This is a genomic window from Mesorhizobium sp. M1423, assembly GCF_040317575.1.
Taxonomy (GTDB): Bacteria; Pseudomonadota; Alphaproteobacteria; order Rhizobiales; family Rhizobiaceae; genus Mesorhizobium.
The window spans coordinates 63,925-83,609 of the sequence record NZ_JAMYKU010000023.1 but is presented as its reverse complement, the minus strand read 5'-3'; the positions used below and the strand labels follow the sequence as shown (position 1 = coordinate 83,609).

Here is a 19,685-nt window from a genome sequence, read left to right as displayed (position 1 = left end):
GGCGCGCGAATCGGGCTGGAAGCCGAGCGACTGGATTGCCGCGCGTACCTTCCCCAACGTCTCCGGCCTGACAGTCTCAGGCGCGTTCAAGCTCCGTGAAACGGTTCCGACGGACACGCCGGAAACGCGCGCCACGTCGCGCATTGTCGCCGCCAGAATCCGGGTTTTCCATGTCGCGAAACTGAAAATCGAACGCGACATGATGAATGCTGGCGACTTCCGCGTCTCGCCGCTGGAAGTCGAGGCAGCGCTTGCGCCCTGCCCCGGCGTCGCCGAGATCGCCGTTGCCGAACACCGGGTGCGCGACGATGTCTCGGTCATCGCGGCCTATGTCGTGCGCAAGGCAGGCGTCAGCGTCAGCGCCGAAGATATCGTCGCCCTGGCGGGGCAAAGGCTCGCCGCCTACAAACGGCCGAAACAGGTGTTCTTCGTGCCGAGCCTGCCGCGCAGCGCCAACGGCAAATTGCTGCGCCGAAATCTCGCGCCGGACTGAAGTGGTTCAGGTCTTCTGCGTCGGCTTCTTTGCGGCTCCCCGACCCCCAGCGAAGCGGGCGAGCACCGCCTCGGTATCGGCGTCGAACGGACGGCCCTGATGACGCAGGCGGCCGGGTGTCTTCGACATGCCGGCAACGACATTCTGCATCACCACGCCGTCCACTTCGGCGATCATACCGCGGGCGCGGAAATGCTCGTCGTCAAAGATGTCCTTCATGTCGAGGACCTTGGCGATTGCCGCATCGACGCGGCGGAACTCGCGCAGCACCTCCTCGGATGGCCGGCCGGCGACCCAGGCGGCGACATAGGCCTCCAATGCCTCGCGGTTCTGGCTGCGGGCCTGGAAGCCGGCAAAGCGGGGATCGTCACCGTGACCGATCAAGGCCAGGACGCGGCGGGCGACTGAATCGGACGAGCTCGAAATCGCCACCCACACGCCATCGGCGCAGCGATAGGTGCCGCGCGGGACGGTGTAGGGGATGCCGGAGCCGAGCCGCGGCTGCAGATAGCCGAGATGGGCATAGGCGGACGGTAACGGCCCCATGATCTGGAACATCGAGTTGAGCAGATTGACGTCGACTGTCTGGCCTTCGCCTGTCCGCTCGGCATGACGCAGCGCCGCCAGTGCCGCAAAGGCGCCGACAAGGGCGGTGACTTCGTCGGTCATGGCGATCGGCGGCAGAAGCGGCGGGCCCCCGGCCTCGCCGAGGAGCCCGGAAAACCCACTCATCGCCTCGGCAATCGTGGCGAAGCCCGGATGCATGGCATAGGGACCATCCTGGCCGAAACCGGTGATGCGCAGGATCACCAGCCTGGGATTGCGGCGCAGCAGTTCGTCCGGCGCAAAACCCAGCGCCTCGAGCTTGCCCGGCCGCATGTTCTCGATCAGTACGTTGGCGTCGAGCAGCAGCGACCAGAGATTTTCCTTGCCGGTATCGGTCTTGAGGTCGAGCGCAATGACCTGCTTGTTGCGGTTGACCAGTTTCCAGAAATAGGAATCCGTTTCCCCCGGACCGGTCCACCCCATGCGGCGGGTCGGGTCGCCACCCGGCCCCTCGACCTTGATGACCTCCGCGCCGAAATCAGCAAGATAACGGCCGGCACCCGGCCCGGCTACGACGGTGGCCAGCTCGATGACGCGGACGCCGTCGAGCGGCCCCGACGCTTCGGCCTTCGGCACGGTCTTGGTCGCTGGCGGAGCCGGCTTGTCCATCACGCGTCCTTCCCGGGGCGCAGTGGCAGCAGGACCGAGCGCGTGAATGTGCAGACTTTGAGCCGGTCCTGGTTGAACCCATCCGTGCGAACGGTCAAAACCCCCTCGCCCTGCCTGGAGGCGGATGGACGCTGCGCCAGTATTTCGGTCTCGCCATAGAGCGTATCGCCATGGAACAACGGAGCGAGATGGCGCAGCTCGCTGAGGCCGAGATTGGCGACCGCGCGTCCGGAAATGTCGGGTACGCTCATGCCGAGAAGCAGCGAGTAGACATAGGTGCCGACGACGACATTGCGGCCTTGCGCCATTTCGGTCGCGGCGAAATGGCGGTCAATGTGGAGCGGGCTGGCCGCCATGGTCAGCAGGCAAAAAAGGTGGTCATCGGCCTCGGTAACGGTCTTGCCCGGCCAGTGCTTGAACACGTCGCCGATCTCGTAGTCGTCGAGATACGAGCCAAACCTTTCGTCGCGGGCCGAATGAACCCTCGGCATGTCAGACCTCGAGCACCAGGGTCGGGGCGCCGGTCCTCACGTCATCGCCGACAGCGATCAATATCTCGATGACGGTTCCGGCGAAGGGTGCGGGAACCTCGACCTGGGTTTTGTCGGTCTCCACCGTGAAGAGGGTTTGCCCCTCGGTGATCTTGGCACCGATGCTGGCCTGGATTTCGCTGATGACGACTTCATCGACGGCATCGCCGACCTTGGGCATCTTGAGTGTGGAACGCATCGTCAGTTCTCCGTCCGCAAGGCGAGGGTTGAAGGAAGTCCGCCGGCTGGCAGCCAGGCTTCGCGGCGGATGGGCGCTTGAAAACACCCACTTCTTCGTTGCCAGACGACAAGACCCCCGCCAAGATCGAGCGCAAAGACTTCGGTGAAATTCGAGGCGGCACGCGTTCTCATCACAGCGCCTTGCCCGTGGTGCCGTCGAAGAGATGCGCGCGGCTACCATCGATGACGAGTTCCAGCATCGTGTCGCGGCGCGGCACCTTGTCGGCGCTGACGCGAAGCACGATCAGGCGGGCATCCCGGCGCACCAGCTCGGCCGGATCGGCGGGAGTGCCGATCGAATAATCATCAGCGGTGCGGATGACGACCTGGGGATTGGCTGGAGCCACCGCGATGAAGGATTCAGGTTCGAGCTGTTCGACCAGCTCGACACGGGCGGCCAGACGGCTTGCTGCCCCCCCGCTGGCCGAAGCTTCGCCTGCAGGCCGCCATGACAGGTGCTCCGGCCGGAGGCCGACCAGCAATGTTCTGCCGGCCGGAAGGTCGTGGGCATCCGACTTCGGTGTCACAACCAGCCGACCGTCGCCGATGGACACGACCATCTTGCCGCGCCCGGCATCGACTACAGTTGCCTCAAGGAAATTCATCGCCGGGCTGCCGATGAAACCGGCAACGAAAATGTTGGACGGCGCGTGATAGAGCGCGTGCGGCGTGTCGTACTGCTGCAGCGCGCCGCGCGAAAAGACGGCGACGCGGCTGCCGAGCGTCATCGCTTCAACCTGGTCGTGGGTGACATGGATTGTGGTGACGCCGAGCCGCACATGCAGGCGGCTGAGCTCGGCGCGTAGCTGGACGCGCAATTTCGCGTCGAGATTGGAGAGCGGCTCGTCGAGCAAAAAGGCCTCCGGATCGCGCACAATGGCGCGGCCCATGGCGACACGCTGCCGCTGGCCGCCGGAGAGCTCGCGCGGCTTACGGTCAAGCAGATCGGCGAGGTCGAGAATTCGCGCCGCTTCGCTGACGCGGCGGTCGATCTCGGCCTTGGCAAATTTACGCAACTGCAGCGCGAAGGCGATGTTCTCGCGCACCGTCATTTGCGGATAGAGCGCATAGTTCTGGAAGACCATGGCAATGTCGCGATCGCGCGGCGACACCTCGTTCATCACCTTGCCATTGATGCTGATCTTGCCGGTGGTGATGGATTCCAGCCCAGCGATCATGCGCAACAATGTCGACTTGCCGCAGCCGGACGGGCCGACGAAGACGACGAACTCGCCGTCCTCGACCTCAAGGTCGACGCCATGGATCGCCGAAACGGCGCCATAGAGCTTGCCGACCTTCTGCAGGCTGATCGATCCCATCAACACCCCTTCCCTGCGCACCGGCCTGCAAGCAGCCAGGCGCGGGCGATGCAGGAGCGCATTTCGCACCGTTGGCGACTGCCGACAAAAGCGGTCCCGCACCAGAAATTGTGGCGCGAGACTAGGCAATTCGAGAATCTATGTCAATCGTTTGACCAGACCAGATCAATCGGTTGACCAAACCGCCTCGCGGGGCTATGGTTGCTCCGCTTTCCCGGGTCGGCCGGGGTCCTTGGGAGGGGATGGAATGCCTGGTCCTTCAACTATCGTCGATATCAGCGTCGCCGCCATACAGGGCCAATTGCCGGCGCCGGTGATCTTTGGCGACTGGGTGATGAAGCAAAGGGAATTCGTGGTCGTGCGGCTGCGCACGCAGTCCGGCCATGAGGGCTGGTCGTTCACGCTGACGCGGGATGGCGCCTGCGCCGAGCAGATCCGCAAGAGCATCGCCCCAGTTTATATCGGTACCGACGTTGGCGACCGCGTGAAGACCTTCAAGACAGCCAAGGGGCGCAGCTACGGTTCGCACAGCGCCGGTGTCGGCTTGCGCGCGCTGTCGCAGGTCGACCTCGCCGCATGGGACGCGGCAGCAAAGATAGCCGACAAGTCGATCGCCGAGTTCCTCGGCGGAACAACCGCGCCAATGCCGGCAACCGCGATCGTCGGCTACCCGCCGGCGCTGATGAACCCGCAGCAGATCGGCGAGCAGGTGAAAGGGCTCTATGCCGCGGGCTGGCGCCGGTTCAAGGCGCCAATGGGCGTCACGCTGGATGAATCCGAAGCGCGGCTGCGCGCCGCGCGCAGGAACGCGCCGGACGCCTGGCTCGGCACCGATCTGGTCTGGATGTTCTCGGACGTCGACGCGGCTGCCGCCTATGCCAACCGCCTCGCCGATCTCAATATGGGCTGCATCGAAGACATCTTCCCGCCGGGAAACGCCAGGAAGCTCGCCGAGCTGCGCAAACGCGTGCCAATGCCGATCTGGCAAGGCGACGAACAGGGCGGCTCTTACTATCCCGAAGCGCTGATCATGGCCGGCTCCGTCGACCGCGTGCGCGTCGACCTGACCTGCATGGGTGGGATTACCGGCGGCCGCGCCATTATCGACGAGTGCCTTGCCGCGGGCGTCGATTTCGGTCCGCACATGTTCGCGCATGTGCACAGCCAGGTGTTCAGCGCCTGGGGCTTTTCCGACAAGCCGGTCGAATGGGGCGTGCCGTGGAGCGGCGTCGACCCCTATGCGGACAGCCTGGTGCAACCGGAAATCATCAAGGGCGGGCTGATGAAGCCGCTTCCTGCCAAACCCGGCTTCGGCGACATGCTCAACCGGGAATGGGCGCTGAGCCAGCCGCACCAGGATCCCGACCACATTCTCAACTGACCAAAGCCGCCGCGGAGCGGCCTAGACACGGGCATAGCGATGACCGACGACCAGACCGTTCCCGCCAATTATGCAGCGGGCCTCTTCGACCTCTCCGGCCGCGTCGCCGTCGTGACCGGCGGCGGCAGCGGGCTGGGTGCCGCGATCGCGATCGGCTACGCGCAATTGGGCGTCACCGTCATCGTTGCCGACATCAACATGGCCGGCGCCGAAGCGACGCGCGCAACGATCGCCGAACAGGGTGGCAAAGCGGAGGTCGCCAGCCTCGATGTCACCAAGCGCGACCAGTGCTTCGCCTTGGCCGAGGCGGTCAAGCGCGACCACGGCCATATCGACATACTGGTCAACAGCGCCGGCTCGGCCTTCCGCAGCCCGGCCGAGGAGTTCCCCGAGGACAAATTCAACTTCATCCTCGACCTCAACCTGAAGGGCACGTATTTCTGCTGCCAGGCCTTTGGCGGAGTGATGCTCGGCCAGAACAAGGGCAGTATCATCAACATCGCCTCGATCGGCTCGTTCAACGCCTATCCCTGGGCGAGCGCCTATCTCGCGTCGAAGGGCGGCGTCCTGCAGGTCACCCGCGCACTGGCGCTCGAGTGGCGCGACCGCGGCGTCAGGGTCAACGGCATCGGGCCGACACTGATGGAATCGCCGCTGACCAGGGCGGCGGGAGCGACAAGCTCGATCACCGCCGATTTCATCAAGGCGCGCATGCCGCGGCCGCGACTCGGCTTGCCGCGCGAACTGATCGGCACGGCGGTGTTCCTCGCCAGCGACGCCTCGGAACTGGTCACCGGCCATGTCGTCATGTGCGACGACGGCTATCTGAACGCCTGATCAAAGGAGCGCAGACGGAATGGCCAGGATCACGAAAGCCCATCACATCGGCTTCACCGTGCGGTCGCTCGACCGCTCGATCGCGTTCTATCGCGACGTGCTCGGATTCGAGCTGGCGTTTCAATGGAACCCGCGCGCGCCCTATATCGGCGAATTGGTCGGCTATCCGGAAGTCGACCTGCATAGCGCCATCCTACGCCTGCCCGGTACCGACGTCTGCCTCGAGCTTCTGGAATACCGCAACATCGAGCAAGTTCCCGTCGACATGCATAACGGCAATGTCGGCAATGGCCACATCGCTTTCAACGTCGATGACCTCATGTCGTTCTACGAAAAACTGACGGCGATGGGCGTCCAATCCGTGTCGCCGCCGGTGACACCGACGATCGGGCCGAACAAGGGCGGCAAGGCGGTTTACCTGATCGACCCGGACGGCTTCCGCGTCGAGCTCATCGAAAGTGCCCAAGCCTTCGGCAGCTACAAACCGGAATGACGCCAGTGCCGATAAAACGTTTCCAAATCTTTTCCGCTGCGATGATTTCGCCGACGCTATCGACGATCTGAGCAGTGCATTGGGAGGTCTGAACCTTGGCTAAAATCTGGATACGGCAAGCGGTTCTGCGGGCGCTTGACGATGCAATGACGGATGACCCCAGCGTCATCGTCATGGGTGAAGACATCGCCGCCGCCGGCGGTCCGTTCAAGGTGACCGAGGGGCTGCTTGCCACGCATGGCCCCGAACGGGTGATCGACACACCGATTTCGGAAATGGCGTTCATGGGTGCCGCGGTCGGTGCTGCCGTCTGCGGCCTGAAGCCGGTGGTCGAGATGATGTTCATCGAATTCATCGGCGTCGCGCTCGACCAGTTGACGACGCAGGCGGCAACGATGCGCTATCTGTCGCGCGGCCGGCTGACGACGCCGCTCGTCGTGCGCGCGTCCGCCGGCGCCGGCCAGGGGTTTGGCTGCCAGCATTCGCAGATGCTCGACCACTGGTTCCGCGGCACGCCCGGCCTCAAGGTCGCGGTGACCAGCAATGCACGCACGACCTATGGCCTGCTGCGGTCGGCGATCGAAGATCCGGATCCGGTGGTGGTGCTCGAACCGCGTGTGCTTTACGCCGAGCGCGAGGAATACGAATTCGACCGCAACTACCGCATTCCGCTCGGCCAGGCCGAGATCGCGCGGCCCGGCACCGACGTGACGCTCGTCACCTGCGGCGCGATGCGGCGGGTGGCGCTCGCGGCAGCGGAAACCAGCCACGCCAATATCGAGGTCGTCGACCTTCTGACGCTGTGGCCATGGGACCGCCGGAGTGTTGCCGAATCGGTTGCGCGCACAGGCCGCCTGGTGACACTCGAGGAGGCGCCGGCCGGCAGCGGCTGGGGCGGCGATGTTGTCTCGTCGATCGCCATCGAGGCGTTCGGCCGGCTGAAGGCGCCGCCGCATCGTATCACGCTTCCCGAAGCGCCCGTACCTTATAGCGGCGCGCTGGAAGCCCGTTTCCTGCCGAGCCCGGCCTATGTGGCAGAGCAGATCGCGACGCTTGTCTCGACCAACAAGCCACCCGTGCCGTGGTGGAGGAACGCAGCATGACGCTCTCCAATTCGAATGTGCCGATCGTGCGGCGCGAGGCCTTGAAGAGCAGGCTGGAGCAGCTCACGCGCATGGTCGAGATCCGCGCGGTCGAGGAGCGCATCCAGAAACTCTTCGCCGAAGGGCACGTCCGCGGCAGCACACATCTTGCCAGCGGACAGGAGGCTGTCTCCGTCGGCATCGCGCGTTCGATCGATCCCGACGACATCGTCACCTGCACCTATCGCGGCCATGGCCATGCATTGGCGCTCGGCGTGTCGCCAACGGCGGTCATCGGCGAGATCTGCGGCCGCGTCATCGGTTGCGCCGGTGGCCTCGGCGGTTCCATGCATCTGGTCGAGCCGGAGGTCGGGCTGCTGCCGACCGCCGCCATCGTCGGCGCCGGCCTGCCGATCGCGTGCGGCGCGGCGATGGCGGCTCGCGCCCGCGGCAAGGACCGCATCGCCGTATCCATTTTCGGCGACGGCTCGGCCAATATCGGCGCCTTCCACGAGTCGCTCAATTTCGCGGCGATCCGCAAGCTGCCGGTGGTCTTCGTCTGCGAGAACAATCTCTACGGCGAATACACCCGTATCCAGCTGTCGACCCCGGTCGAGGACATCGCCATACGTGCCGCGAGCTACAACATGCCGGGCGTCGTCGCCGACGGGCAGGATGTCGACAAGGTGGCGGAGGCGATGGCGACCGCCGTCGCCCGCGCCCGCCGCGGCGGAGGGCCGACACTGATCGAAATGAAGACCTATCGCTATTCCGGCCATTCACGTTCGGACCCGGCGACCTATCGGCCGGCCGGCGAGCTCGATGCCTGGCTGAAGCGTGACCCTATCGACATCCTGGCAGAGCGGCTGGCCGGCGAAAAAATATTGGCGCCGGGCGGTCTCGACCAGCTTAAGGCCGACATAAGCGATGCCGTGGAGCGGGCGACAATGGAGGTGCTGGACTCACCGGCGCCGGATCTCGGCGAAATCCTGTCGCATGTCGGCGCCCATTCGGCTGGAGGGGACCAGAGATGGAATTTCTGGTCGAAATAGAGGTCAATTTCCCGCCCGACGGCGACCCCCGGCAAAAGGCGGAGCTGATCGCGGCAGAAGGCCGTCGCGCCAAGGAATTGGCCGCGGCCGGCATCGTGCGCCGGCTGTGGCGTCAGCCGGGCCGATGGGCGAATTTCGGCATCTGGGAGGCGCCCGACGCGACCGCGCTGCATGAGGCGATCGCGTCGCTGCCGTTCTACCCCTGGCTGAAGGTGGTGGTGCGGCCGCTGGCAGCGCATCCTTCTGATCCGGGCCGAAGCTGACGAAGGATCAGCAGCGTGAGCACGTCTCCACCCGCAATAGGCATCGACGGTCCGTTCTACGAGGATCTCCGCATCGGCGACCGCTTCGACGGAGCGCCGGTGATGCGGCTGAGCGACGGCCTTGCCGCTGCCCACCATACAATCGTCGGCGGCAGGCTAAGGCTGGCCTTCGATGCGGCACTGTCGGCATCCGTGACCGGACTAAAGCAGCCTTTTGCGGCGCCGGCGCTGGTCTGGGACGTGGCGATCGGCCAGTCGACGCTGGTGACGCAGCGGGCGATCGCCAACCTCTTCTACCGCGGTCTGATCTTTCGCCGGGCGCCGGCGATCGGCGACAGTTTGAAGACCGTTACCACCATCATCGGGCTGCGGTCCGCCGCCGCCAGGCCGGGGCGTGCGTCGCGCGGCCTGGTCACCATGCGGATCGCCACCAGCGATCAGGAGGACCGACCGGTACTCGATTTCTGCCGGTGCGCGCTACTACCGGCCAGACAGGCAGGGGATGGTGCCGCGCAGGGCGAAACCGATCCGCCGCGATCCGAGTTCACGGGAGCGCCGGCGGCGATCGGCGGATGGAACCTCGACGCTTACCGCAAGGCGGTGCCTGGCCCGCATTTCAACGATCTCAGCGCCGGCACCATCCATCGCCTTGCCGGCGGCGATGTGGTGAGCAGCGCGCCGGAGCTGGCGCGGCTGACGATGAACCTGGCGACGATCCACCATGACCGCACCCAGACGGGGCAGCGCCTCGTCTATGGCGGCCATACGATCGGGCTGGCAGCGGCACAGTTGACCCGTGCACTGCCGTCGCTGGTAACCATTTTGGGCTGGCAGGACTGCGATCATCTGGGGCCGGTGCACGAGGGCGACACGCTGCACTCCGAAATCGGCATCGGGCACTGCGAGCCTCTGCCCGGCGGCGGTGGGCTGGTGCATTTGCGCTCACTGGTGCGGGCGACCGCTTCCGATGGCGGGATTTCCGACGTGCTCGACTGGCGATCAGTGGGGCTGTTCGCATGAGCGGCGGCATTCTCGCCGGCCTTAGCATCGTCGAGGGCTCGGCCTTTGTGGCGGCACCGCTTGGCGGCATGACGCTGGCACAATTGGGGGCCGACGTGATCCGCTACGACCAGATCGGCGGTGGGCTCGACCATGGCCGGTGGCCAGTGGCGGACAACGGCCAGAGCCTGTTCTGGGCCGGCATGAACAAGGGCAAGCGTTCGATCCAGATCAACCTGCGGTCGCCCGAAGGGCAGGACGTCGTGGCCAGTCTGATCGCGAGACCGGGGCCGGGCAACGGCATCTTCCTGACCAATTTTGCGGCGCGCGGCGCCCTCTCCTACGAGGCCCTGAAGCACCGGCGCAACGACGTCATCATGATCGCGCTGACCGGCAACAATGATGGAACCAGCGAGGTCGACTATACCGTCAACGCGGCAACCGGCTTTGCCGAAATCACCGGCGCGCGCGGCGCCACGGAGCCTACCAATAGCGTGCTGCCGGCCTGGGACATCGCGATGGGCGAGATGGCGGCGGTGGGCGTGCTTGCCGCCGACCGCCACCGCAGCCGCACCGGCAACGGGTCATTGGTGAAACTGGCGCTATCGGACGTAGCGCTGGCCATGACCGGCAATCTCGGTCGGCTGGCGCAGGCCGAACTTGGAGGCAGTGCCGAAAAGGACGGCAACTATCTCTATGGTGCGTTCGGGCGGGATTTCCTCACCGCCGACGACCGCCGCGTCATGGTGATGGCGCTGACCGGCCGGCAATGGGCCGTACTGCTGCAGGCGACCGGGCTGGACACGGCAAAGCTCGCGGCAACAAGCGGCGCCGACCTCGACAGCGAAGGCGGGCGTTATGCGGCGCGCGAGGCGATCGCCGCCCTACTGGCGCCGTGGTTTTCGGCACGGAGCTTCGCCGACGTGCGGCGCATCTTCACGGCATCCGGCGTCTCGTGGGGGCCTTACCAGACATTCCGGCAATTGTTGGTCGAGGATCCGCGCTGCTCGACGGACAACCCGATGTTCGCAAAGGTCGATCACCCCGGTCTCGGATCGCTGCTGACGCCGACTTCGCCACTGGATTTCTCCTCGGTGGAACGGCTTCCTGCAGTCCGCGCGCCCGTACTTGGCGAGCACACCGACGAGATCCTGACCGAACTGGGGTTGAGCGACGGCGAGATCGGAAGCCTGCACGACCGCGGCATCGTCGCCGGTCCGGCGACGGCTTGAGCCGCGAAGGCTTTAGCGCAATTCCAGGAAAGGTGTGAAACGGTTTTCCGTCCGGAATTGCGTAGAAACAAAGAGATAGAGCGGTTCGGCGTTTCCGTGAAACGATGAACCGCTTTAGCGAGGCGGCGGCGCCACGGATTCGCGGTAAACCAGCTTCGGCGGGATATCGATGACGACATCCTGCGGTTCGCGCCCCTGGATCATGGCTTCGAGCTCGACGACGGCGCGCGCGCCCATTTCGGCGAGCGGGGTAATGATGGCGGTCAGCGGCGGCGCGGTAAAGATGGCGTCCTCGCCGTCGAGCGTGACCACCGAAAGATCGTCCGGCACGCGCACGCCGCGCACACGGGCCGCCGCCAGCGCACCGATGCCGACCAGCATGTTGAAGGCGAAGACGCCGGTCGGGCGTTGCGCCTCATCGAGCAGCCTGTGCAAGGCATCGTAGCCACCGCGGCGCGAGACCGGGCCGGCGATTTCGACGACGGCCGGCAGGCCGGCAGCCTGGCAGACTTCGACGAAGCCATGGCGCCGGCGTCGCGAGGTGTCGAGTTCGGGCAACGCGCCGATGAAGCCGAGGCGCCGATGGCCGGCCTCGATCAGGGTCTGCGCGGCAAGCCGTCCCGAAGCCTGGTCGTCGACGGTGACGCTGCGGCCGATGCTGGAACGGCGGTTGACGAAGACGTGCGGCACCGGATTGTTCTCGATGGCAGCGATCATCTCGCTGGTTTCGGCGCTGACGGCGATGATCAGCCCGTCGATGCGGCGTTCGCTGACCAACCGCATATAGGCGGCGGCGGAGGTGCGCTCGTCCGCAACCTCGGCAATGAGCATGACGTAGCCGGACCGTTCGGCCTGGCGCATCGCACCATGCACCGTCTCGGCATAGATTGGATTGGTGAGGTCGGGCAGCAGAATGCCGAGTGCGCCGGTGCGCTGGGTGCGCAGGTTGCGAGCAAGCGCATGTGGGCGATAGTTGACCCGGCTTGCCTCGTCGATGATTGCTTGGCGCGTCTGCGGCCGCACGCTGATGCCGCCGTCGTTGAGCACCTTGGAAACGGTGGAAACGTCGACGCCGACAGTGCGGGCAATGTCCTTCAGCGTGGCGCGCCCCGGCGGGCTGATTGGCTTCAAAGGCTTCAGCCCTTTCCGTACATGGCGAGCAGTTGCGCGTCGGGCGCATAGCGGTAGCAGCGCGAGGTCAAGCCGCCATCGACGGCCAGCGACTGGCCGGTGACGAACGAGGCCTCGGACGAAATCAGCCACGAGACGGCGGCCGCGATCTCCTCCGGCTCGCCGATGCGCTCGAGCGGATGCTGAATCGACATTTCCTTTTCAGCCACCGCGCTGTCGGGGCTGTCGCGGATCACGCGTTGCACCAGCGCCGTACGGACGGCGCCGGGCGCGACCGCATTGGCGCGGATGCCGATCGGCCCGTATTCGACCGCGATATAGCGGGTCAGCGCATCGATGCCGGCCTTGGCCACATCATAGGCCGCCCACATGTTGAAGGCCGAGCGGCCATGCACCGAGGAGACATTGACGATCGAACCGGTCGCCCGGTCTCGAACCCACGTCCGGATGGCTTCGGACGAGCCCCAGAAATGCGACATCAGGTTGACGGCGAACAAACGCTCGACCTCGGGCTCATTGGGTTCATGCAGATTGCCCATCAAGGCGATGCCGACATTGTTGACCCATCCGCGCAACGGCGCGAGTTGTTCCGCCGCCTCGCGGGCGGCTTTCAGCACCGAGCGGTCGGATGCGTCGCCGCACACCGCATGATGGCCGTTGCCAAGCGTCTTGCCAAGCGCCTCGGCTGCCGCCCGGTCAAGTTCGAGGCCGACGACATTCCAGCCGTCGGCGGCCAATCGGATCGCTATGGCGCGTCCTATGCCGTCGCCCGCACCTGTCACGACAACGCTTCCCAGGCTCATCGACGACCTCCCTGTCGGTTCGGGCTTCGGATGCGCTGGAAGGCCGCCATTCAGTCGCCTGGCACATTGTTGTTTGCCAGCGTGTAGAGGCCGTGCGCGACAGCTGTCAAGCGCCTGCGCCCGAGACAATTTTCACCCATAGAGCACGGCATCGATAACACGACGTGTTTGTTCAAGCAATCGTTTGAGCGATCATTAAGCAATCGATTGACTATTTAGATCGCCGGATGCAATCTGCCGTCCGGACCGATGCAGTCCCGTCGGCAGAACAAAGAAGAAACTGGGGAGTGAGACATGAGCGGAAAAGAGCAGACGGATCACCCGCGGCCCGGCGAAAACGCCGCCGTGGATACAGGCGGCCTGACGCGCCGCGACCTGATGCAGCGCGCCGGCATGCTGGGCCTGGCAACGGCGTTTGGAGGACTTGGCGGCACCGTGCCGCTCTACGCCGCCGGTTTCGACATGAAGAAGTTCGCCGGCACCAAAATCAACATCCTGATGACCGGCGATGAGAACGACCATCGCGCGCTCGCCGACATGCTGCCGAAATTCGTCGAGGAGACCGGCATGGAACTGGAGATCACCTCGCCGGCACTCGGCGCGCTGATCGAAAAGACATTGCAGAACCTCAAGGCAGACAAATCCTCGTTCGAATTGATCGAGTATCTTGGGTTCCTGACGACCCAGCAGGTCGGCGGCGGCTATTACGAGCAGCTCAACGCCTATATCGACGATCCCGCAAAAACGCCGCCGGACTGGGATTTCGCCGATCTCATCCCGGCGGCGATGAAGAATGTCGGCATTTTCGACATGGCCTCCGGCACGGTTGGCAAAGGCAAGGACGTCTACGGCATACCCGGCCTGCATTCCGGGTCGGTCATCTATTTCTATCGCAAGGACCTGTTCGACGCGGCAGGCCTGCAGCCGGCCAAGACCTGGGACGAGTTCAAGGCTGCCGCCGAGAAGCTCAACACCGACGACGTGGCCGGTTGCTCCTTCATCGGCGCCAACGATTTCTCGCTCGCCGCGGTCGACTGGTACACTCGCTTCATCACCACTGGCGGCGTGCTGATGACCGGCAGCGCCAAGGAGAAGAATTTTAAGCCGCAGGTCAATTCCAAGGAAGGCATCGGCGCCTTGCAGATGCTGATCGACCTGCTGCCCTATGCGCCGAAGAATGTGACCAAATACGGCTTTGCCGAAAACGTCGACGGCTTCTCCACCGGCAAGATCGCGCAGATGATCTTCTGGTCTACAATTGCCGGGCCGATCCTGAACAGCGAGAATTCCATGGTCGCCGAGACCACCGCGACCACCCCGGTTCCTTCCGGCGACGGCAAGTCGCCGCGGGCAATCCAAGGCGGCTGGGGGGTCGGCATCCCGAAGAATATCGACCCGGCGAAGAAGGACGCCGCCTGGCTGGCGCTGACCTGGATCACCAGCAAGGCGGTGAACCGCTATTCCATCGAGAAATACAACATCGATGCGAACCGCACCTCGGCTTTCACAGATCCCGAGCTGGTGGCGAAGTTCCCCTACCTCAAGGACGCGCTGACGGCGATCGAGACGGCCGACACCATACCGACGTCGCTGATCCCGGAATTCTTTCAACTCAACGATGTCATGAACGTCGAGTTCAACGCGGCGCTGATCGGCACGCAAGATGCCAAGACTGCCTGTGAAAAAGTGCAGACCCAGTGGGAGGCGATCTTGCGGAAGGCAGGCCACCTTGCCTGATCGGTGCCCGCGCGGATCGCTGTGGATGTGATTTTCGATGAGCCTTGCGACAACCGCCGCCACCCAGACGAAATTCGTCTTCGGCACACGTGACGAGCCGGGGAGAGCCGTGTGGCTGCTCCTCGGCCCGTGCCTGCTTTACCTGATCGTCTTCAGCATTTATCCGCTGTTCCACAGCCTGCGCCTGTCGCTTACAGATTTGACCGCCGCGACCGGCACCGGCAATTTCGTCGGCCTCGCCAATTACCGTGCCCTGCTGGTCGATCCGCTGTTTTGGAACGCCGCCATGAACAGCGCCATCATGGTGTTTTTCTCGGTTTCCATCCAGGTCGTGCTCGGCGTCGCACTGGCGATGTTCTTCAACCTGCAGCTGAAGGGCGCCTGGATCGTGCGCGGCATCCTGTTGCTGCCGATGCTGATGACGCCGATCATCGTCGGGGTGATGTGGCGCGCCCTGCTCAATCCGGACTGGGGGCTGGTCAACTGGGCGATAAAGCAGATCGGACTGACGCCACCCGACTGGCTGGGCTCGGTCGGCATGTCGATGGTCACGGTGATCCTCGTCGACTGCTGGCAATGGACGCCATTCGTCTTCATCATCGTCTTTGCGCGCCTGCAGGCGCTGTCGCAGGACGTCTTCGAAGCCGCCCAGGTCGACGGCGCCGGCCCATTCGTCACCTTCCGGCGCATCACGCTGCCGATGCTGACGCCGGCCATCGTCTTCGCCGCCGTGTTCCGCGCCGTCGATGCTTTCCGTTCGTTCGACCTGATCTACGGGCTGAGCTATGGCGGGCCAGCGCGCAGCACGACGACGCTGTCCTTTTTCTCGTTCCAGAACGGCTTCCAGTTCCAGAATTACGGCTATGCCGCGGCGGTCGCCTACATGATGCTTCTGATCCTCGCCGTCGGCACGACAGTGATGCTCAGATACGTCCAGATCCGGCCCGGGAACTCGCGATGAGTATCCGCCCGGGCCGGGTCATCGCCTACCTCTTCCTCATTGTGCTCGGCATCTTCGGCGCCGCGCCCTTCCTCTATCTGGCGGTGCTGTCTACCAAGAAGCGCATCGAGATCCTGGCGCAGGTGCCACCGACGCTCAACCTCAACTGGACGCAGATCGTCAAGAACTACAATGAGGTGCTGTTCAGCCAGGGGATGCTGGCCTTCACCCTCAACTCCATCATCGTGGTCGGCATCGCAACCGCAGCCGCGATTCTGATCGGCACGCCGGCGGCCTATGCGTTTTCAAGGCTGCGCTTCAAGCGTAGCGAGCAGCTGGCAAGCACCATCCTGTCGATGCGCTTCATGCCGCCGATCGCGGTCGCCATTCCGCTGTTTCTGATGGTCAAGACGGCCGGCCTGCAGGACAGTTATCCGGGCCTGATCCTGCCCTATATCGCCTTTTCGCTGCCGCTCGTGGTGTGGATCATGATCGGCTTCTTCGACGAAATCCCGAGCGAGATCGATGAAGCGGCGATGATCGACGGCTGCACGCGCGTCGGTGTGCTGTGGCACGTCATGCTGCCGATCGTGCGGCCGGGCCTGGTGACGGCAGCGCTGTTCGGCGCGCTGTTCATCTGGAACGAGTTCCTGGTCGCACTCTACGTCATCGACAGCCGTGCCTTCCAGACCATATCGCTGGGTGCCGCGACCCTGGTCAGCGCGCAGCGACCGATCGACTGGAACATCGCCGCGACGGTCGGCGTCGTCACCGTCATCCCGATCCTCCTCTTCTCGCTTTTCGTCCAGCGCTACATCGTGCGCGGACTAACCGCAGGGGCCGTGAAATGAAGAACGATCTTTCGCCGGAACTGGTGACGGACAATCTCGGATGGCCGGAAGGGCCGACCGTGATGCCGGACGGCAGCCTGGTCTTCGTCGAAAGCTACCGCAGCCAGCTGACCATCGTTGGCAAGGACGACAAGGCAAGGCAATTCGCCTATGTCACCGGCGCGCCGAACTCCTGCGTGCTTGGCTCCGACGGCGCGCTCTATGTCTGCCAGAACGGCGGCACCGTCGGTCCGTGGCGCGCGCCTGAGATGACCGTGCCATCGATCCAGCGGGTGCGGCCGGGCGCCGGGCCGGAAATTCTGGTGACCGAGGTCGAGGGCGTCAAACTCAATGGCCCGAACGATCTGGTCTTTGCGCCGGATGGTACGCTGGTCTGGACCGACCCCGGCACCTATAATCCCGCCAGTCCCGACCCGAGCTACATTTTTGCGCTGGCGCCGGACGGCAAGGCGACAATCAAGGTGGCCTTCCCAGAACCGGTGTTTCCGAACGGCATCGTCGTCGAGGCCGACGGCTCGATCGTCTGGGACGAATCTTACACCGGCCGTGTCAGGCGACTGAAGGGCGACGGCAGCATCGAGGATCTCGGCCGCATGCCGGGGGATAACCCGATCCTCGACGGCATGACGATCGCCGCCGACGGTTCGCTGCTGGTCACGGATCTGGTCGGCGGCGGCATCCATGTCGTCGCCCGCGACGGCGCCATCAAGGGCTTCATCAAGTGCGGCGGCGCGCCGACCAATCTCGCCTTCGATGGCGAGACGCTGTGGGTGACCGACGCCAGCGTGCTGGCATCGAGCGACAAACCGTCCTATGCCGGGCGCCTGTGGCGGCTGAAAGTGCCGGGCGGCGGCGCCCCGACCTACAAAGGCACGATCAAAATGGCAGCGGAGGCCGGCGCATGAGCCCGCGCGAACCGTTTCCCGGACTTTCCTATCAAGGCAAGGTCGCCTTCATCACCGGCGGCGGCTCGGGCATAGGCCGCGAGACGGCGCTGACACTGGCCGATCTCGGCGCCGATGTCGCGATCCTCGACTGGACCGCGGGCGCTGCTGCAGACACCGCCAGGCAGGTCAAGCACATCGGTCGGAAAGCGATCGCCTTCGAAGGCGATGCCGGTCATGAGAAGACCGTCGCCGATGCCTTTGCGGCGACGCGCAAGCAGCTTGGCGAAATCGATGTCGCCGTGGCCTGTGCCGGCGTGCTCGGCGCCGGCGGGCCGGTGTTCGAGACCTCGGTCGAGGATTTCGAGCAGGTGATGGGCGTCAACGTGCGAGGCTCATTCCTGGTGGTGCGCGAGGCGGCCAAGGGCATGCGCAAGCAAAAGAGCGGCGCCATCGTGCTGCTCTCCAGCCTCGATGGACTGCAGGCCGAGCACGGCATGTTCTCCTACTGCGTGTCGAAGGGAGCGCTGCTCAACCTTGCCCGCGCGGCGGCGCTCGACCTGGCGCGGGACCGGGTCACGGTCAATTGCGTCTGCCCGAGCGTGACCCATACGCCGCTGCTGGCCGGACGGCTGGCAGCGCTGCCGAATGGCGACGAGATCCTCGCCTCCTACGCCGAGCGGCATCCGCTCGGCCGGGTGCTGACACCGCGTGACATAGCAGCGGCGATTGCGTTCGTTGCCTCGCCCATAGCCAATGGCATTACAGGCGCTGCCATTCCGGTCGATGCAGGCATCGGTGCCACATGGGACAATTTTCGCGACCCCGCCTGGATCAAGGGCTGATCTTGACACCCGGAACCTGAGGTCTTCGGTATCAAACGGGCCCGCAGCGCCCACGACAAAGGACGTCATGGTCATTTGGAGTAGATGGGCGCCGGGAGCAATCCGGCCGACGCAGTCCAGGAATCGCCTGCCTGGAAAATATCACGCAAACTGATGCAATCTGATGGTAGGGCTGATGGCGCCTGCGGATGCGCCAACTACCACTGGCAGATGAAGGCTTGCCATCGATCGAAAAAGGGAATGCTCTAATGCACCCAGGTCGACGCTGGCAGAATACGATCACGGTTTGTGCCGCGCACGGTTTTTCGCCGCGATCGTCGTGGGAGGAGGAGTTCGGTTCAAATGGGAGGAAATCAAATGCTGACGAGGCTAAGACTGCTTGTACTTGGCTTGGTGGTGGCGCTGGCCATTCCGGCCGCGGCACAGGCCAAGACATTCTACTGGATTTCGCATGGCGGCCCGGCCGATCCGGTCTGGACCTACTTCCTTGCCGGCGCCAAGCAATGGGCGACGGACACCGGCAATACCGTCAACACCTCGTTCCACAATGGTGACGTGGCGTCGCAGCAGGAAGCCGTTCGCGCCGCAATCGCCGCCAAGGCCGACGGCATCACCACCACCAGCCCCGATCCGGGCAGCCTTGTCGAGATCGTCAAGGAAGCGCGGGCGGCGAACATCCCGATCATCAACTTCAACACGCCCGACCCGAAGGCGGATTTCAACGCCTATGTGGGCGGCGACAACGTCACCTTCGGCAAGCATTGGGCGCAGTATCTGGTCGACAAGGGCCTGGTGAAGAAGGGCGACTTCGTCTGGATGCCGGTCGAAATTCCCGGCGCCACCTATGGCGTCCAGGAAGAGGAAGGCATCAAGAGCGTCTTCGAGCCGCTCGGCATCACCTATGAAATCACCGAAGCGACGCTCGACCAGGCCGAAGTGATCAACCGCATGGTCGATTACCTCACCGCCAACAGGGCCAAGGTCAAGGCGGTCATCGGTCTCGGCGACCTTGTCACCGGTTCGATCAAGCGAGTGTTCGACCAGGTCGGCGTCAAGCCGGGCGAAATCCCGGTTGTCGGCTGGGGCAACTCGCTCGATACCACCCAGGAAGTGCTGAACGGCTACGTCAATGCCGGCCAGTGGCAGGATCCGCAGGCGACCAGCTACGTCGCGCTCTCGCTCGCCAACATGGCGGCGAGCGGCATTCCGCCCGGCTTCGACGTGATCACCGGCGCGCTCTACGAGAAGGACACCGCGGCAGTCTACGACAAGATCCTGTCCGGCAAATAAATCCGCGATCGAGTTGGTCACGGCCGCTCCGGCGGCCGTGACTGTCTCATCATTCCGCCGAAGCCGGT

21 protein-coding genes and 1 pseudogene are annotated in these 19,685 nt (G+C 64.5%); 15 read left to right on the top strand and 7 right to left on the bottom strand.

The genetic code is table 11. The annotated features are described in order from the left end of the window. Positions 1-69 precede the first annotated feature (69 nt). A pseudogene (locus tag NKG95_RS25200) lies at positions 70-144 on the bottom strand (LacI family DNA-binding transcriptional regulator); the annotation flags it as partial. A gap of 55 nt (positions 145-199) precedes the next feature. On the opposite strand from NKG95_RS25200, the gene NKG95_RS25195 reads away from it, so the two are divergent. Then, positions 200-493, top strand: coding sequence for an AMP-binding enzyme (locus NKG95_RS25195; protein ID WP_352494032.1), 294 nt, complete (start codon positions 200-202; stop codon positions 491-493). 6 nt (positions 494-499) lie between these two features. On the opposite strand, the gene NKG95_RS25190 is transcribed toward NKG95_RS25195, so the two are convergent. From NKG95_RS25190 to NKG95_RS25175, 4 genes are all read right to left on the bottom strand, one after another. Next, positions 500-1,708 (bottom strand): CaiB/BaiF CoA transferase family protein, encoded by a 1,209-nt coding sequence (locus tag NKG95_RS25190; RefSeq protein ID WP_352588938.1) that lies wholly within the window; start codon positions 1,706-1,708, stop codon positions 500-502. After that, entirely contained in the window at positions 1,708-2,199 is a 492-nt protein-coding gene (locus NKG95_RS25185) for a MaoC family dehydratase (protein ID WP_353042836.1), read from the bottom strand. The genes NKG95_RS25190 and NKG95_RS25185 overlap by 1 nt, the downstream gene beginning before the upstream one ends. Position 2,200: 1 nt before the next feature. Continuing rightward, positions 2,201-2,437, bottom strand: coding sequence for a biotin/lipoyl-containing protein (locus NKG95_RS25180; RefSeq protein WP_023716824.1), 237 nt, complete (start codon positions 2,435-2,437; stop codon positions 2,201-2,203). Positions 2,438-2,609: 172 nt separating this feature from the next. Continuing rightward, positions 2,610-3,797: an ABC transporter ATP-binding protein gene (locus tag NKG95_RS25175; protein ID WP_353042835.1), complete on the bottom strand. Its 1,188-nt coding sequence runs from the start codon at positions 3,795-3,797 to the stop codon at positions 2,610-2,612. 247 nt (positions 3,798-4,044) lie between these two features. Here NKG95_RS25175 and NKG95_RS25170 point away from each other — a divergent pair, with 247 nt between their 5' ends. The 8 genes from NKG95_RS25170 (at position 4,045) to NKG95_RS25135 (ending at position 11,136) form a co-directional block, all read left to right on the top strand. Then, complete coding sequence (locus NKG95_RS25170) at positions 4,045-5,178, top strand: enolase C-terminal domain-like protein (RefSeq protein ID WP_352715759.1); 1,134 nt, start codon at positions 4,045-4,047, stop codon at positions 5,176-5,178. A gap of 39 nt (positions 5,179-5,217) precedes the next feature. Further along, the gene (locus NKG95_RS25165) at positions 5,218-6,015 is read left to right on the top strand and encodes an SDR family NAD(P)-dependent oxidoreductase (protein ID WP_352789876.1); all 798 of its coding nucleotides are present in this window, start codon (positions 5,218-5,220) and stop codon (positions 6,013-6,015) included. Between the two features lie 19 nt (positions 6,016-6,034). Beyond that, the gene (locus NKG95_RS25160; RefSeq protein ID WP_352850393.1) at positions 6,035-6,508 is read left to right on the top strand and encodes a VOC family protein; all 474 of its coding nucleotides are present in this window, start codon (positions 6,035-6,037) and stop codon (positions 6,506-6,508) included. Between the two features lie 95 nt (positions 6,509-6,603). Further along, positions 6,604-7,611, top strand: coding sequence for an alpha-ketoacid dehydrogenase subunit beta (locus tag NKG95_RS25155; RefSeq protein WP_352850395.1), 1,008 nt, complete (start codon positions 6,604-6,606; stop codon positions 7,609-7,611). Next, positions 7,608-8,642: a thiamine pyrophosphate-dependent dehydrogenase E1 component subunit alpha gene (locus tag NKG95_RS25150; RefSeq protein WP_353042834.1), complete on the top strand. Its 1,035-nt coding sequence runs from the start codon at positions 7,608-7,610 to the stop codon at positions 8,640-8,642. The genes NKG95_RS25155 and NKG95_RS25150 overlap by 4 nt, the downstream gene beginning before the upstream one ends. Further along, positions 8,621-8,905 carry a muconolactone Delta-isomerase family protein gene (locus NKG95_RS25145; protein WP_023716817.1) on the top strand — a complete coding sequence of 95 codons (285 nt, stop codon included), beginning with the start codon at positions 8,621-8,623 and terminating at the stop codon, positions 8,903-8,905. Before NKG95_RS25150 ends, NKG95_RS25145 begins: the two co-directional genes overlap by 22 nt. Before the next feature lie 15 nt (positions 8,906-8,920). After that, complete coding sequence (locus NKG95_RS25140) at positions 8,921-9,925, top strand: MaoC family dehydratase (protein ID WP_352639063.1); 1,005 nt, start codon at positions 8,921-8,923, stop codon at positions 9,923-9,925. Next, positions 9,922-11,136 carry a CoA transferase gene (locus tag NKG95_RS25135; protein WP_353042833.1) on the top strand — a complete coding sequence of 405 codons (1,215 nt, stop codon included), beginning with the start codon at positions 9,922-9,924 and terminating at the stop codon, positions 11,134-11,136. Before NKG95_RS25140 ends, NKG95_RS25135 begins: the two co-directional genes overlap by 4 nt. Positions 11,137-11,250: 114 nt before the next feature. Here NKG95_RS25135 and NKG95_RS25130 read toward each other — a convergent pair whose 3' ends face one another. Both NKG95_RS25130 and NKG95_RS25125 read right to left on the bottom strand, forming a co-directional pair. Beyond that, positions 11,251-12,267, bottom strand: a complete 1,017-nt coding sequence (locus NKG95_RS25130) for a LacI family DNA-binding transcriptional regulator (RefSeq protein ID WP_352484090.1) — start codon at positions 12,265-12,267, stop codon at positions 11,251-11,253. A gap of 5 nt (positions 12,268-12,272) precedes the next feature. Then, positions 12,273-13,070: an SDR family NAD(P)-dependent oxidoreductase gene (locus tag NKG95_RS25125; RefSeq protein ID WP_023716813.1), complete on the bottom strand. Its 798-nt coding sequence runs from the start codon at positions 13,068-13,070 to the stop codon at positions 12,273-12,275. A 294-nt stretch (positions 13,071-13,364) separates the two neighbouring features. Here NKG95_RS25125 and NKG95_RS25120 point away from each other — a divergent pair, with 294 nt between their 5' ends. The 6 genes from NKG95_RS25120 to NKG95_RS25095 all read left to right on the top strand — a co-directional run bounded on the left by NKG95_RS25120 (position 13,365) and on the right by NKG95_RS25095 (position 19,617). Further along, complete coding sequence (locus tag NKG95_RS25120; protein ID WP_352494002.1) at positions 13,365-14,807, top strand: extracellular solute-binding protein; 1,443 nt, start codon at positions 13,365-13,367, stop codon at positions 14,805-14,807. Positions 14,808-14,844: 37 nt separating this feature from the next. After that, a complete protein-coding gene (locus tag NKG95_RS25115; RefSeq protein ID WP_352484091.1) occupies positions 14,845-15,768 on the top strand; it encodes a carbohydrate ABC transporter permease in 924 nt (307 codons plus the stop codon). Beyond that, positions 15,765-16,598 (top strand): carbohydrate ABC transporter permease, encoded by an 834-nt coding sequence (locus NKG95_RS25110; protein ID WP_352850407.1) that lies wholly within the window; start codon positions 15,765-15,767, stop codon positions 16,596-16,598. The genes NKG95_RS25115 and NKG95_RS25110 overlap by 4 nt, the downstream gene beginning before the upstream one ends. After that, entirely contained in the window at positions 16,595-17,503 is a 909-nt protein-coding gene (locus NKG95_RS25105) for an SMP-30/gluconolactonase/LRE family protein (RefSeq protein ID WP_352515634.1), read from the top strand. The genes NKG95_RS25110 and NKG95_RS25105 overlap by 4 nt, the downstream gene beginning before the upstream one ends. Further along, the gene (locus NKG95_RS25100; RefSeq protein ID WP_352484093.1) at positions 17,500-18,327 is read left to right on the top strand and encodes an SDR family NAD(P)-dependent oxidoreductase; all 828 of its coding nucleotides are present in this window, start codon (positions 17,500-17,502) and stop codon (positions 18,325-18,327) included. The genes NKG95_RS25105 and NKG95_RS25100 overlap by 4 nt, the downstream gene beginning before the upstream one ends. A 357-nt stretch (positions 18,328-18,684) precedes the next feature. Further along, entirely contained in the window at positions 18,685-19,617 is a 933-nt protein-coding gene (locus tag NKG95_RS25095; RefSeq protein ID WP_023716807.1) for a substrate-binding domain-containing protein, read from the top strand. The last annotated feature ends 68 nt before the right edge of the window (positions 19,618-19,685 follow it).

Excerpts from the sequence above, each read along its gene's own strand:
- NKG95_RS25195 (WP_352494032.1), top strand. The coding sequence starts at position 200 with ATGATGAATGCTGGCGACTTCCGCGTCTCGCCGCTGGAAGTCGAGGCA.
- NKG95_RS25190 (WP_352588938.1), bottom strand. The coding sequence starts at position 1,708 with ATGGACAAGCCGGCTCCGCCAGCGACCAAGACCGTGCCGAAGGCCGAA.
- NKG95_RS25185 (WP_353042836.1), bottom strand. The coding sequence starts at position 2,199 with ATGCCGAGGGTTCATTCGGCCCGCGACGAAAGGTTTGGCTCGTATCTC.
- NKG95_RS25180 (WP_023716824.1), bottom strand. The coding sequence starts at position 2,437 with ATGCGTTCCACACTCAAGATGCCCAAGGTCGGCGATGCCGTCGATGAA.
- NKG95_RS25175 (WP_353042835.1), bottom strand. The coding sequence starts at position 3,797 with ATGGGATCGATCAGCCTGCAGAAGGTCGGCAAGCTCTATGGCGCCGTT.
- NKG95_RS25170 (WP_352715759.1), top strand. The coding sequence starts at position 4,045 with ATGCCTGGTCCTTCAACTATCGTCGATATCAGCGTCGCCGCCATACAG.
- NKG95_RS25165 (WP_352789876.1), top strand. The coding sequence starts at position 5,218 with ATGACCGACGACCAGACCGTTCCCGCCAATTATGCAGCGGGCCTCTTC.
- NKG95_RS25160 (WP_352850393.1), top strand. The coding sequence starts at position 6,035 with ATGGCCAGGATCACGAAAGCCCATCACATCGGCTTCACCGTGCGGTCG.
- NKG95_RS25150 (WP_353042834.1), top strand. The coding sequence starts at position 7,608 with ATGACGCTCTCCAATTCGAATGTGCCGATCGTGCGGCGCGAGGCCTTG.
- NKG95_RS25145 (WP_023716817.1), top strand. The coding sequence starts at position 8,621 with ATGGAATTTCTGGTCGAAATAGAGGTCAATTTCCCGCCCGACGGCGAC.
- NKG95_RS25135 (WP_353042833.1), top strand. The coding sequence starts at position 9,922 with ATGAGCGGCGGCATTCTCGCCGGCCTTAGCATCGTCGAGGGCTCGGCC.
- NKG95_RS25125 (WP_023716813.1), bottom strand. The coding sequence starts at position 13,070 with ATGAGCCTGGGAAGCGTTGTCGTGACAGGTGCGGGCGACGGCATAGGA.
- NKG95_RS25120 (WP_352494002.1), top strand. The coding sequence starts at position 13,365 with ATGAGCGGAAAAGAGCAGACGGATCACCCGCGGCCCGGCGAAAACGCC.
- NKG95_RS25115 (WP_352484091.1), top strand. The coding sequence starts at position 14,845 with ATGAGCCTTGCGACAACCGCCGCCACCCAGACGAAATTCGTCTTCGGC.
- NKG95_RS25110 (WP_352850407.1), top strand. The coding sequence starts at position 15,765 with ATGAGTATCCGCCCGGGCCGGGTCATCGCCTACCTCTTCCTCATTGTG.
- NKG95_RS25105 (WP_352515634.1), top strand. The coding sequence starts at position 16,595 with ATGAAGAACGATCTTTCGCCGGAACTGGTGACGGACAATCTCGGATGG.
- NKG95_RS25100 (WP_352484093.1), top strand. The coding sequence starts at position 17,500 with ATGAGCCCGCGCGAACCGTTTCCCGGACTTTCCTATCAAGGCAAGGTC.
- NKG95_RS25095 (WP_023716807.1), top strand. The coding sequence starts at position 18,685 with ATGCTGACGAGGCTAAGACTGCTTGTACTTGGCTTGGTGGTGGCGCTG.